Below are 14,467 nucleotides of genomic sequence, written 5' to 3'. Positions count from 1 at the left end.
TTTTTAGTTATTCGTCAGCAAATCAATCGCATCTGCAAGCTTCGTACTTACGGCTTGATCGTTTCGCAAATCATCTTGTACTTTTATCGCTTGTTCTGGAATCTCGGTGATAATGCCATCAACGCCAGCCAGCATATATTTCCGCGCCGCCTCAGGTGTTGTAATCGTCCACACAAGCAGGTCCATATTTCGTGCCCGTGCCTGTTCTTGCATGCTAGAACTGTAAGAAAACTCCTCAATCACGATAAAATCAGCATCTACATTCACAAGATTCCCGAAGTTAAGCGGCACAATAAAACCAACGCGCATCAGTGGATGTTTCTCCTTCAATGTTTCTACAATCGAACGATCCAGTGATTGATAAATATAATCAGCCTCCACATGATGTTTCTGTATTGTTTTCACGAAATTCTCTAGGAAATCTTTCGACTCACCGCCGTGCGTTTTTATCTCGATGTTCAAATTAACTTGCCATTTTTTCGCATGTTCGATATACGAATCAAGAGATGGAATCTTTGATGTAAAGCCATCTTGACGAATCGTCACTTGCTCCAGTTCCGCCAGTGTCATATCACGCACATTGCGATTAATCCCTGCCAATCGTCGTAAATTCGTGTCATGAAAAACGACAAATTGATGATCTTTCGTCTCCAAAACATCCATTTCCACAAAATCAACACCAATTTTCGCGGCGCCATGAAGCGATTCTAACGAGTTCTCCACACCAGCACTCTTCAAGCCTCGGTGGGCGATGATTTGCGTATTATCACTATAGGTCACCTCGTTCAGATAAATCCCGTTAACCGTCACCAATGCAATGATACCAGCAGCAATCGTAATATAAAATGATTTGCGATGCTTTCGCTTCTCTTTGTGGCGCATCGGTTTTAAAATATCATTTTCGCGTGTTAAAAACATATAAATGACAGTGTGCGCAATGTAAATCGGCATAATGGTAAAAGCGACAATAAAGAAAACTTGACTCAATGTCAATGAAATCCCAGCCACAATCGGCGCGGCAGGGGTCCATAATTGTTCCGTCAAAATCGTCGGCATCAAAAAGATAAAAATCGCGATAAAAACGAATGCCGTAGCAACCAGCGATATCAACACAAAAATCGTGATAATCCGCCACGTTTGCCATCTTGTAATCACCCAGCTACGCTTAATCGCTTGGAAAATCGTATATTCTCCCGTTAAGAAAACAGGCAAGGCGAACAATAACCGGATATTTATGTAAATCACAACGATGATAAAACTAAAGTACAAAATCGCGCCAGACGTCGACTTCAACAACTCATTCACAATAAAATTCGGAATATAAATCCCGTCCGTTAACTCTGAATGAAGCCCCATACCGGCAAGCGGAACAATTAGCGCAAAGTATAATAGAAAAAAGACGAATTGATACGACAATAAATATTTCGACTGCCGCACAATTTTCCGTAAAATCTCACGAATCGTAAACGGAATCTGCTGTTGATGATAATACGCAACGAGAATTAACACAGACAATTCAAGATAAATAAAAAACAGCGCGAACAAAGCAAATATCACCGCAAAAAGTAGCCCCAACGGATTTCGCAAAAACTCCAAAATATTCTGATCTGTAATACTATCATAACCAAGCGATGCCGTCATGAACTGGAAAAACAGCGCCAAGAACGGAAAAGCGAGGAACAGAATAGCAGCTTGTAAAATAAATACGAATTTTATGTAATACCACGAGTTAAAACGGGTATAAAACAAAGAAGTCCTTAATGTCTGTAGTATTTTGATTGGATTCATGAAATTTCTCCCCCTTATTTCTGTCATTTATTATACGATAGTTTGGGAGGGAATAGTAGTACAAAACGCATGCAGGAAATATTATTTTATAATTTTATACGAAAATGCTTTTGCTTAAGGCTTTTTTTTAGTATTATAGAATATGATGGAATTGTTCTTAGAGTTTAGGAACGAGCCAAATAGATAGTAGATGGAGGTCAATATGGATACCCCAGAATATAAACGAGTAGTATTGAAACTTAGTGGTGAGGCTTTAGCAGGAACAGAAGGGTTTGGGATTAACCCGCGTGTCGTGAACTCCATCTCACAGCAAGTCAAAGAAGTAGTAGAACTTGGTGTGGAGGTTGCTATTGTTGTCGGTGGTGGCAATATTTGGCGCGGTAAGCTTGGAAGCGAAATGGGAATGGATCGTGCAGCAGCGGATTACATGGGTATGCTTGCAACAGTGATGAACTCTTTATCACTTCAAGATTCATTGGAAAGCGTCGGTGTGGCAACGCGTGTGCAAACGTCTATCGATATGCGCCAAATCGCTGAACCATATATTCGTCGTAAAGCAATTCGTCATCTAGAGAAAGGCCGTGTGGTGATTTTTGCGGCTGGAACGGGTAATCCGTACTTCTCGACAGATACAACCGCAGCGCTCCGTGCAGCAGAAATTGAAGCGGAAGTTATTTTGATGGCGAAAAACAATGTGGATGGTGTGTATAGCGCTGATCCGAAATTGGACGATACAGCTGTGAAATATGACGAGCTATCTTACCTAGACGTAATTAAAGAAGACCTACAAGTCATGGATTCCACAGCATCATCATTAAGTATGGACAATGATATCCCGCTAGTCGTCTTCTCGTTTGAAGAAAAAGAGAACAATATCAAACGCGTTATCCTTGGCGAAAAAATCGGGACAACAGTAAGAGGGAGGAAGTAACATGAGTAAAGAAGTATTAGCACAAGCAAAAGAGAAAATGGCAAAATCAGAACAAGCGTTACAACACCAATTAGGATCGATTCGTGCTGGCCGTGCCAACGCGTCATTACTTGACCGTGTATCCGTAGATTATTACGGCGCACCAACACCAATCAACCAATTAGCAGCAGTCAGCGTTCCAGAAGCGCGCCTGTTAATGATTTCGCCTTACGATAAAACAGCATTACCTGACATCGAAAAAGCGATTTTAAAAGCAGACCTTGGCATTATGCCAAACAACGACGGTGAAGTGGTTCGTATCGCGATTCCGCAATTAACAGAAGAACGTCGTAAAGAACTTGTAAAAGAAGTGAAAAAAGAAGCAGAAGACGCAAAAGTTGCTGTTCGTAACGTTCGTCGTGATGCCAATGATGACTTGAAAAAGTTAGAGAAGTCAGGCGACATTACGGAAGATGATTTGCGTAATTTCACAGAAGAAGTTCAAAAACTGACAGACGCTAGCATCAAAAAGATTGATGAAATCGCGAAAGATAAAGAAGCGGAAGTCATGGAAGTTTAGGAAATCCCAAGTTAAAACAAATGAATTTTTTTGCGGGGAGGCATTTTCTTTTAGGAAGGAGATGCCTCCCTCCAATTGTAATTTAGCGAGCTTCACATTAATTTCTAATCTAGTTTCAACAATTAATAGTACATAATTTCTGTTATTTTTGTTATTATAGGTGTAGGCGTGCCGACTCTTGGTAATTCTATTGGAGGAAAGAACATGTTTAAGAAAATTTTTCGTCAAGATGAGAATGCGATAAATAGTGAAATTTCAGCGGAACTGCCTTTGCCAAGCCACGTTGCTATTATTATGGATGGTAACGGTAGATGGGCGAAGAAACGGTTTTTACCGCGTGTCGCTGGGCACCGAGAAGGTATGCAAGTAGTGAAACGAATGACGCGTTATGCCAATTCGCTAGGCATTAATATATTGACGTTATACGCTTTTTCAACGGAAAACTGGAAGCGACCAGAAGATGAAGTCGATTTTTTGATGAAGCTGCCGGGTGAGTTTTTCGATACATTTATTCCGGAATTGATGGAAGAAAATGTGCGCGTGAATGTGATGGGTTACAAAGAAGAATTGCCGAAACATACGTTAGACGCGGTGGAACGGGCGATTGAAGCAACGAAGAATAATACGGGACTTGTGCTTAATTTTGCGCTTAATTATGGATCTCGGGCAGAAATCGTGACGGCGACACAAGTTGCGATGCGGGAACTGTTAGATGAGGGCCTTAGTCCAGAAGATTTGACGGAAGAACGGTTGGCGAAACATTTGATGAGTGCTGATTTAAGCGATCCTGATTTGCTCATCCGTACAAGTGGTGAATTGCGACTTAGTAATTTCATGCTATGGCAACTTGCGTATAGCGAGTTTTATTTTACACAAACACACTGGCCTGATTTTTCGGAAGAGGATTTTAAGCAGGCGGTTGTGGAGTATCAGAATCGTTCGAGACGCTTCGGGGGTCTATAGGGAGGATATATTGTGAAAACAAGAATTATTACAGCGATTGTAGCATTGGCGGTGTTTTTACCGTTTGTCATTTATGGTGGCTTGCCGTTTGAACTGCTCAGTATGTTGCTTGCGGCGATTGCGCTTTACGAAATTTTAGTGATGACAAAGCAAAAACTGGTTTCGGTGAACGGAATCATTACGCTCGTGCTGACGCTTACTGTAGCTGCGCCGAGTCGTTTTTTGGAGTGGCTAGAAGATTACGACATCACGCAAAACGAGATTATCTTTGTTTGTATGGCATTGCTTTTGTCGTACACGGTATTTTCAAAAAACAGGTATCATTTTGATCAAGTTGGTATCGGGATTTTAGCGGCATTTTATACGGGGATTGGCTTTCATTATTTGGCTGAGACGCGAAATGCTGGTTTGGAGTACGTTATTTTCGCGTTATTGATTGTTTGGATGACGGATACGATGGCTTACTTTGTTGGTCGTTCGCTTGGGAAACATAAGCTTGCGCCAAATGTTAGTCCGAACAAGACGGTAGAAGGCTTTGTCGGCGGGATTGTTTTTGCAGTCTTGATTGCTGGCGGTTATTATTTCTACATGGACTTGCCGGGTGAAATTTTAGTTATTATTTTAATTATTATCGTGCTGTCCATTTTCGGGCAACTGGGCGATTTAGTAGAATCCGCGCTGAAGCGTTACTATGGTGTAAAAGACTCTGGAAAATTACTACCAGGTCATGGTGGGGTGCTCGATCGGTTTGATAACTTGTTGTTTGTTTTACCGCTTCTTTTGCCACTACTACATATACTCCAAATTCTATAAAATAGAGGTGTACTAATGAGAAAAATTAATTTGCTGGGCGCAACGGGTTCTGTCGGAAGCCAAACGCTCGAAATTGTGCGGGAACATCCAGAACTATTTCAAGTAGTCGCATTATCATTCGGAAGAAATATGAAACTTGGAACGGCGGTCATTGAGGAATTTAAACCGGAACTTGTTTCTGTGGAACATCGTCGCGATTATGAGAAATTGAAGCTTGAGTTTCCGAATTTGAAAGTGTATTATGGCGCGATAGGCTTGCAAGAAGTAGCCACATACGCGCATGGGGATATATTGATTAATGCGGTGATGGGAAGTGTAGGCTTACAACCAACGCTTGATGCGATTGCGGCAGGAAAAGAAATTGCGATTGCGAACAAAGAAACACTTGTTACAGCGGGGCATTTAGTGATGCGAGCAGCAAAAGAAAAAGGTGTACGCATTGTTCCAGTTGATAGTGAACATTCTGCGATTTACCAATGTTTGCAAGGTGAGAATCCAGCGAATATTAGCAAATTAATTGTGACGGCATCTGGTGGTAGCTTCCGTGATCGCACGCGCGAACAGCTGCGCAACGTGACAGTAGCAGAAGCTTTAACGCATCCGAATTGGTCGATGGGGAACAAAATTACGATCGATTCAGCAACGATGTTTAACAAAGGTTTGGAAGTGATTGAAGCCCATTGGTTGTTCAATCTAGATTATGATGATATTGAAGTCGTTGTTCATCGCGAGAGCGTGATTCATTCGATGGTCGCTTTTAAAGATGGTAGTCATATCGCGCAACTTGGTTTGCCGGACATGCGTGTTCCGATTCAGTACGCGTTGACACATCCAGAACGTGCCTCGATTTCATTTAACAAACCATTCGATATTACAGAATTCGGTGCCTTGCACTTTGATAAAATGGATTTCCATCGTTTCCCAGCGTTGAAATTAGCGTACACTGCTGGTAAAATAGGTGGTACGATGCCTTCTGTTTTAAATGCAGCTAACGAAATTGCAGTGGCAGGTTTTCTAAATGGTCAAGTCGCATTCCAAGACATCGAAGCGCTCGTTGAAAATGCAATGAATCGCCATGAGACAATTGCAAACCCTGATTTGGAGACAATTTTCCAAGTAGATCAGGAAACACGTGCATACGTGAAGACACTTTTATAGAGGTGAAACAATGACAACCATTATTGCGTTTATATTTGTTTTTGGCCTAATCGTCTTTTTCCATGAACTAGGACATTTCTTGTTTGCGAAGAGGTCTGGTATTTTAGTTCGTGATTTCTCGATCGGTTTTGGTCCGAAAATATTTGCTTACCGCAAGAAAGAAACACAGTACACATTAAGGCTTCTCCCCATCGGTGGTTACGTACGCATGGCCGGTGAAGATGGCGAAGTAGTAGAGCTTAAACCGGGTTACCGCGTTGGCTTGATTTTAAATGATGATGAAGTCGTAACGAAAATAATCGTGAACGGCAAAGATCAATACCAAGATGTGCAGCCGCTTGAAGTATCAGGTAGCGACTTGGAAAAAGAACTATTCATCGAAGGTTATGAAGAATACGACGAAGATAAAATTGTTCGTTATCAAGTAGCAAGCGATGCGATTGTTGTAGATGGCAAAATAGAAACGATTATTGCACCGTACGACCGTGTTTTCCAATCGAAATCGTTAGGGAAACGCGCGATGACAATTTTTGCAGGACCGTTATTCAACTTTATTTTAGCTATTATTATTTTTACGATTCTAGCCTTTGTCTCAGGAAGTGTTCCGTCGAATGCGCCTGAAATTGGGCAAGTCATGGATAATGGGGCAGCGCAAGAAGCTGGCTTGAAGCAGGGCGATGAAGTTATTTCTATCAACGGAAAAGCTGTCGATTCGTGGCAAGATATTTACGCTACTGTTGAGAAGAGCCCGAATAAAGAACTTGATTTCAAAATCGACCGCGACGGCAAAACACAAGATATCGATGTAACGCCAAAAGCGGAGAAAGCCCAAGATGGCACAAGCGTCGGCAAAATCGGCGTGGCACAACCGGGTTCTGATTCCTTCGTAACAAAAATCACGTATGGTTTCACACAAACATGGTTCTGGATTACACAAATCGGACATGTATTAGGCCAAATGGTTACAGGTGACTTCTCGCTGAACATGTTAAATGGACCAGTCGGGATTTATACCTCGACACAAGAAGTGGTCAGCTATGGTTTCTTAACATTGCTTAACTGGACTGCGGTTCTAAGCATCAACTTAGGAATCGTGAATTTGCTACCGTTACCAGCACTAGATGGCGGACGATTGTTGTTCTTCCTCTACGAACTTGTTCGCGGCAAACCACTCGATCCGAAAAAAGAAGGCATGGTGCATTTTATCGGCTTTGCATTGCTGATGGTACTAATGATTCTCGTTACCTGGAATGATATCCAGCGAGCCTTTTTCTAGGGAGATAAATAGGGAAGTAAGATAAAAATAGGGGTGTGAGTATATGCGTCAAACATTAAGTTTTATACCAACATTAAAAGAAGTACCTGCTGATGCAGAAGTGAAAAGTCACCAATTATTATTGCGCGCAGGCTTTATTAGACAAACGGCAAGTGGAATTTATAGCTATTTACCACTCGCAAAATTAACATTACAAAAAATCGAAACCATTATTCGCGAAGAATTAAATCGGATTGATGCGGTAGAACTATTAATGCCAGCATTGCAACCAGCCGAACTTTGGCAAGAGTCAGGTCGTTGGGAAGATTATGGTTCGGAGTTAATGCGTTTGAAAGACCGCAATTCGCGTGATTTTGCGCTTGGACCAACACATGAAGAAGTAATCACATCGCTTTTACAAGATGAGATTAAGTCATATAAACGTTTACCATTAACGCTTTACCAAATTCAAACGAAATTCCGTGATGAAAAGCGTCCTCGTTTTGGTTTATTACGTGGCCGTGAGTTCATTATGAAAGATGCGTATTCTTTCCACGCGACAGAAGAAAGTTTGGATGCAACGTATGACAAGATGTACCAAGCATATTCTAATATTTTTACACGTTGTGGTCTTGATTTCCGCGCAGTTATTGCGGATTCTGGTTCTATCGGTGGGAATGAAACGAAAGAATTTATCGTGTTATCTGATATTGGCGAAGATACAATCGCGTATAGTGATTCTTCCGATTACGCTGCGAACGTCGAAATGGCGCCAGTAATGTACATGGAGAAGAAATCTCACGAAGAAACCGGTACGCTTGAAAAAGTAGCGACGCCAGGTCAACGCACGATTGCCGACATTGTTGAATTCTTAGAAGTTCCGATTGAAAAAACAGTGAAATCGATGTTATTCGTGTTGGATGAAGAAGAAATCATCATGGTACTTGTCCGTGGTGATCATGAAGTGAACGATATTAAAATCAAAAACGCGTTATCAGCAACAACGGTGGAACCAGCGACAAACGAGCAAGCGATCGAATTACTTGGTTCTGGCTTCGGTTCTCTTGGCCCAATTGGCGTACCAGAACATGTTCGTATTTTTGCGGATAATGCGGTACAAGATATTGTGAATGCGGTAGTTGGTGCGAACGAGGAAGATTTCCATATCATTAACACACAGCCAAAACAAGATTTCAATGTGCATACGTATTTCGACTTGCGCTTAATTCAAGAAGGCGATTTGTCTCCGGATGGACATGGCGTTATTAAATTCGCAGAAGGCATTGAAGTTGGCCATATTTTCAAACTGGGCACGAAATACAGTGAAGCGATGAACGCGACTTTCTTGGATGAGAACGGACGCAGTAATCCATTTATTATGGGCTGTTACGGAATTGGTGTCTCTCGCTTACTTTCAGCGATTGCAGAACAACAAGCAGATGAATCTGGTCTTGTATGGGATCGCAATATTAGCCCACTTGACTTGCACTTAATTCCTGTCAATATGAAGAGCGAAGAACAAGTAGCATTTGCGGAAGAACTGTACGCATCCTTGCAAGAAATGGGTTATTCGGTTCTACTTGATGACCGTACAGAGCGCGCTGGCGTGAAATTTGCTGATGCAGACCTAATCGGTTTACCAATGCGTGTTACAGTTGGTAAGAAAGCCGCTGAGGGCATTGTCGAAGTTAAAATTCGCAAAACAGGCGAAATGATCGAAGTTCGTAAAGAAGAATTGATGAACACATTGCCGATTCTTCTTGGCGAAAACGCGTAATATAAAATCTGCCCAGTTTTGGCAGTTTATCCAAAGCTGGGCAATTATTTAAAAAGAAGTCGTCCTTACGAGTAAAATACAGTCTGGTGTTGTATTTTCGAAGTGTAAAGACGTTTTTTTGTTAAGCCAAACACGAGGAGTTGTTAAATTTGTCGATTACAGATGCCGAAAAACAAGAACGATTCCAAATTTTGTTGCAGCAAATTGGATTAGGAAATGATGCCGTATTTCAAGATTTCACGAAAGATGGGAAAATCGAGAAATTGGTTGTAGATAAAACGAATAAAGTCTGGGAATTTCACTTAGATGTTGCGCAAATTTTGCCGTTTGAACTGTTTCAAATGATGCGGGTGGGGATGAACCAAGCGTTTGCTCAAATTGCGCAGACGACGATGCGGATTCATGTGCGCGATGAAACGGTGACAGAGCGGCTCGTGACAGACTACTGGAATGACACGATTACGCCGTTTGCCAAGCAGTCTCCGATGATTGGCCAGTTACTTTTAGAGCAGACGCCGGTGTTTAGTGCGCCTAATTTTATGGAAATTCGTGTACATAACGAGATGGAGCAGACGACGATTGCTCAGCGCTTTCAACAAGCAATTGCCGAAAGCCTACGCGAAAAAGGTTTTCCAAATATGGTGTTGCGAACAAGTTTGCTCGATCAGTCGGAAACGGATAAGTATAAAGCATTTGTAGAAGCAAAAGAAAAAGAAGATCAAGCTAAAGCGTTAGAAGCCGTGCAAGTCATGCAAAAACGTGCAGAACAACAAGCAAGTGGCGATGGCGGAGGAGCAGCCCCATCTGGACCGTTCCAAATCGGCTACAAAATCAAAGACGACGAAGAACGGAAAAAATTGGGCGATATTTACGACGAAGAACGCCGCATCACGGTGGAAGGCTATGTTTTTGCGACCGAAATTCGCGAACTACGCAGTGGCCGAAGCCTGTTACAATTCAAAATCACCGACTATACAAGCTCGATTATTATAAAAATGTTCTCGCGTGACAATGAAGACGCCGCGATGTTCAAAAATATGAAGAAAGGTATGTGGGTCCGTGTTCGTGGTAGCGTCCAAATGGATACTTTCGTTCGTGACCTGATTATGATGGCTCAAGATGTGAATGAAATTGCTGGCGTGAAGCGTTTAGATACAGCAGATGAAAAACGCGTCGAGCTACATTTACACACACCGATGAGTCAAATGGATGCGACGTCATCCGTGAATGATTTAGTACAACAAGCAGGTGAATGGGGGCATAAAGCCATCGCGATTACCGATCATGCCGTTGCCCAGTCGTTCCCAGAAGCATATGGTGCTGGAAAGAAACACGGTGTTAAAATTCTATACGGCATCGAAGCCAACCTTATCGATGACGGCGTTCCAATCGCATATAACGAAACACACACCGCGCTAAAAGACGCCACCTATGTTGTTTTTGACGTCGAGACAACCGGTCTTTCTGCAGTTTACGACACGATCATCGAGCTTGCCGGCGTTAAAATGAAAGACGGCGAGATCATCGATAAATTCGAGGCTTTCGTCGACCCAGGGCACCCGCTTTCTGCAACGACAATCAACTTGACGGGTATCACTGATGACATGGTTAAAGGTTCCGACCCAATCGAAGTCGTGTTGCAAAATTTCAAAGATTGGTCAGGCGACGCCATTTTAGTAGCCCACAACGCTTCATTCGATATGGGCTTCATCAACACCGCCTACGAAAAAGTCGGCATTACCAAAGCCGAGAATTCCGTTATTGATACGCTAGAACTTGCCCGTTTTCTATACCCACATTTTAAAAATCACCGCCTAAACACGTTAACGAAGAAATTCAATATCGTGTTAGAACAGCATCACCGGGCGATTTTTGATGCAGAAGCAACGGCATATCTTGGTTGGAAGCTCATTAAAGACGCGAAAGAAATGCGTGACATTGACTTCCATGACCAATTTAATAACTACATGGGCGAAGGCGACGCGTATAAACGTGCCCGTCCATTCCACGCAACGATTTATGCACAAACCGATGTTGGCCTGAAGAATCTTTTCAAACTCGTGTCATTATCACAAATCAATTATTTCTTCCGCGTACCCCGCATCCCAAGATCGCAACTCAAAAAACTACGCGAAGGGCTAATCATCGGCTCTGCCTGCAATCAAGGCGAAATTTTCGAAGCAATGATGCAAAAAGGGATGGCCGAAGCAGAACGAATTGCCGATTTTTACGATTTTATCGAAGTACAACCAAAACCTGTGTACCAGCCACTCATTGAACGGGAGCTCGTTCGTGATGAGACAGCGCTTGAAGAAATCATTCGCAACCTTGTTAAAGTCGGCGAAAAAACAGGAAAACCAGTTGTTGCAACAGGAAACGTACATTATTTAAATCCCAACGATAAAATTTACCGCAAAATTCTCATTCACTCCCAAGGTGGTGCTAATCCGCTAAACCGTGCCTCTTTGCCAGACGTTCATTTCCGTTCTACAGACGAAATGCTCGCCGAATTTGCCTTTTTAGGAGAAGAGAAAGCGCGAGAAATCGTGGTGACGAACTCCAACCTAGTTGCTGATTGGATGGATGACTTAAAACCAATTAAAGACGACCTATATACGCCAAAAATCGAAGGCGCAGAAGACGAAGTTCGTAATATGAGCTACACGATGGCGCGCAGTATTTACGGAGACGAATTGCCAGAAATCGTCGAAGCAAGACTGGAAAAAGAACTGAAAAGCATCATCGGTCACGGTTTTGCCGTTATTTACTTGATCTCGCATAAACTTGTTAAGAAATCGCTAAATGAAGGCTATCTCGTAGGTTCGCGTGGATCGGTTGGTTCTTCGCTCGTTGCGACGATGACGGAAATCACCGAGGTAAACCCATTGCCGCCACATTATATTTGCTCTAGCTGTAAACATTCCGAGTTTTTCGATGATGGTTCGGTCGGCTCTGGATTTGATTTGCCAGATAAAGATTGTCCGAATTGTGGCACGGCGCTAACGAAAGAAGGGCAAGATATTCCGTTTGAAACGTTCCTAGGCTTTAAAGGGGATAAGGTTCCCGATATTGATTTGAACTTCTCTGGGGAATACCAGCCAGTGGCCCATGCATATACGAAAGAACTTTTTGGTGAAGAATATGTTTATCGTGCTGGAACAATTGGTACGGTTGCCGAGAAGACGGCGTTTGGTTACGTGCGAAATTACGAGCGCGATATGAATATGACGATTCGTGGCGCTGAAATTGACCGTTTAGTGCAAGGGTGTACCGGAGTTAAACGGACGACAGGACAGCATCCAGGGGGGATTATTGTTATCCCGGACTACATGGATGTATATGATTTCTCGCCAATCCAATTCCCAGCGGATGCCACAGATTCTGAATGGAAAACAACCCATTTTGACTTCCACTCGATTCACGATAACGTGCTGAAACTCGATATACTCGGACACGATGATCCGACCGCAATTCGGATGCTTCAAGACCTAAGCGGTATCGATCCAAAAACAATCCCAACAGACGACAAAGAAGTGATGAAACTATTTGGCTCCACAGAATCACTAGGCGTAAAACCAGCAGATATTGATTCCAAAACAGGTACGCTTGGCATTCCAGAGTTCGGAACCCGCTTCGTTCGTCAAATGTTAGAACAAACCAAACCGACCACGTTTTCCGAGCTTGTCCAAATTTCCGGACTATCACACGGAACCGACGTCTGGTTAGGAAACGCCGAAGAACTTATCAAAAATGACATCTGTTCGCTGGCCGAAGTAATCGGTTGTCGTGATGACATCATGGTATTCCTTATTTATCAAGGGTTAGACAGTTCGCTTGCCTTCCAAATCATGGAGTCCGTTCGTAAAGGGAAAGGCCTCACAGAAGACATGGAAGCAGCAATGATCGAAAACAAAGTACCGAATTGGTATATTGATTCTTGTAAAAAAATCAAGTACATGTTCCCGAAAGCCCATGCCGCGGCCTACGTACTAATGGCTGTGCGTATCGCTTATTTCAAGGTCCATCATCCATTGTTCTTCTACGCGACCTATTTCACCGTCCGTGCCGATGACTTTGACTTAACCGCGATGGTCAACGGAAAAGAAGCAACCAAAGCCAAAATGCAAGAAATCAACGCCAAAGGTCTAGAAGCTTCGACAAAAGAGAAGAATTTGCTAACTGTTCTAGAAATTGCCAATGAAATGCTAGCACGCGGCTTCTCTTTCCAAAAAGTAGACCTATACAAATCAAGCGCAGATGAATTCATCATCGACGGCGACCAGTTAATCCCGCCTTTCAACGCGATTCCAAGTCTTGGTACCAACGTTGCCAAAGCTATCGTAGAAGCGCGTGAAGACGGCGAATTCCTGTCTAAAGAAGACCTACAACAACGCGGAAAAGTGTCCAAAACGATTATCCAATACATGGATGACCAAGGCTGTTTAGACGGCTTACCAGATCAAAACCAACTATCCTTATTTTAAAATTGGCTTCACACAAAGGCTCAAGCAAGGTGTAACGGTTGCAGTAAGCGGGACTTTGTGTTATAGTTAATAACGAAATGACGATAACTCAACCAAGAGTGGGCTAATGCCCACTCTTTCCTTTTGCAACTTTGCAGGGTTAACTTATCGTAAAACATGAATTTACGCTGCGTTTGATAGTACAGTCACACCATCAGCTACGTTAGACAACGCTTATAATTCACGAGAATATAAGGAGGCTAAAATGAGTAAAGTTCTTGAACAAGTAGAAGAAATCGTTTTGCCAATCGCAAGCGAGCTTCAACTAGAACTGGTCGATTTAGCGTTTGAAAAAGAAGGAAAGCACTGGTATTTACGGGTATTCTTAGATAAAGAAGGTGGCATTGACATTGATGAATGCGCCTTGGTTAGCGAACGATTAAGCGAAATCTTAGACAAAAATGACCCAATTACGCAGAATTACTTTTTAGAAGTATCATCACCAGGCGCTGAACGACCACTGAAAAAAGAAAAAGATTTTGAAGAAGCAGTAGGCAAGTGGGTCCACGTGACAAGTTACGAACCAATTGCCGACCGCAAAATGTGGGAAGGTACACTCACGAACTACGACGGCGAAACATTGACGATTGAGATTCTCGATAAAACGCGTAAAATCGTTTGCGAAATCCCGAGAAAAAGCGTAGCCAAAGCAAGACTAGCGATTAAATTTTAAAGGAAGCAGTAAAGATTAAAGGAGCTG

At 42.6% G+C, this 14,467-nt stretch carries 10 protein-coding genes; 9 read left to right on the top strand and 1 reads right to left on the bottom strand.

Annotated elements, in window-relative coordinates; all coding sequences use genetic code 11:
- Window positions 1-3: 3 nt before the first annotated feature.
- A complete protein-coding gene (locus tag EP57_RS07055) occupies window positions 4-1,788 on the bottom strand; it encodes a glycerophosphoryl diester phosphodiesterase membrane domain-containing protein (RefSeq protein WP_036085468.1) in 1,785 nt (594 codons plus the stop codon).
- 202 nt (window positions 1,789-1,990) lie between these two features.
- On the opposite strand from EP57_RS07055, the gene pyrH reads away from it, so the two are divergent.
- From pyrH to rimP, 9 genes are all read left to right on the top strand, one after another.
- Complete coding sequence (gene pyrH / locus EP57_RS07050) at window positions 1,991-2,719, top strand: UMP kinase (protein ID WP_036085466.1); 729 nt, start codon at window positions 1,991-1,993, stop codon at window positions 2,717-2,719.
- A gap of 1 nt (window position 2,720) precedes the next feature.
- Window positions 2,721-3,278, top strand: coding sequence for a ribosome recycling factor (frr, locus tag EP57_RS07045; protein ID WP_036085465.1), 558 nt, complete (start codon window positions 2,721-2,723; stop codon window positions 3,276-3,278).
- 204 nt (window positions 3,279-3,482) lie between these two features.
- The gene (locus tag EP57_RS07040; protein ID WP_036085464.1) at window positions 3,483-4,241 is read left to right on the top strand and encodes an isoprenyl transferase; all 759 of its coding nucleotides are present in this window, start codon (window positions 3,483-3,485) and stop codon (window positions 4,239-4,241) included.
- A gap of 12 nt (window positions 4,242-4,253) precedes the next feature.
- The gene (locus EP57_RS07035; RefSeq protein ID WP_036085463.1) at window positions 4,254-5,054 is read left to right on the top strand and encodes a phosphatidate cytidylyltransferase; all 801 of its coding nucleotides are present in this window, start codon (window positions 4,254-4,256) and stop codon (window positions 5,052-5,054) included.
- 15 nt (window positions 5,055-5,069) lie between these two features.
- Window positions 5,070-6,212 carry a 1-deoxy-D-xylulose-5-phosphate reductoisomerase gene (locus tag EP57_RS07030; RefSeq protein ID WP_036085461.1) on the top strand — a complete coding sequence of 381 codons (1,143 nt, stop codon included), beginning with the start codon at window positions 5,070-5,072 and terminating at the stop codon, window positions 6,210-6,212.
- Between the two features lie 10 nt (window positions 6,213-6,222).
- On the top strand, window positions 6,223-7,488 hold the full coding sequence (gene rseP, locus EP57_RS07025) for an RIP metalloprotease RseP (RefSeq protein WP_036085460.1): 1,266 nt from the start codon (window positions 6,223-6,225) through the stop codon (window positions 7,486-7,488).
- 43 nt (window positions 7,489-7,531) lie between these two features.
- Entirely contained in the window at window positions 7,532-9,244 is a 1,713-nt protein-coding gene (locus EP57_RS07020; protein ID WP_036085459.1) for a proline--tRNA ligase, read from the top strand.
- Between the two features lie 149 nt (window positions 9,245-9,393).
- Window positions 9,394-13,728 (top strand): PolC-type DNA polymerase III, encoded by a 4,335-nt coding sequence (locus tag EP57_RS07015; protein WP_036085458.1) that lies wholly within the window; start codon window positions 9,394-9,396, stop codon window positions 13,726-13,728.
- 244 nt (window positions 13,729-13,972) lie between these two features.
- On the top strand, window positions 13,973-14,440 hold the full coding sequence (gene rimP, locus EP57_RS07010) for a ribosome maturation factor RimP (protein WP_036085456.1): 468 nt from the start codon (window positions 13,973-13,975) through the stop codon (window positions 14,438-14,440).
- Window positions 14,441-14,467 lie beyond the last annotated feature (27 nt).

It is taken from the genome of Listeria booriae (genome assembly GCF_000766865.1).
GTDB classification, from domain to species: Bacteria; Bacillota; Bacilli; order Lactobacillales; family Listeriaceae; genus Listeria_A; species Listeria_A booriae.
Note: the sequence above shows the minus strand (reverse complement) of the source record. Positions and strands in the feature narration are given on the sequence as shown.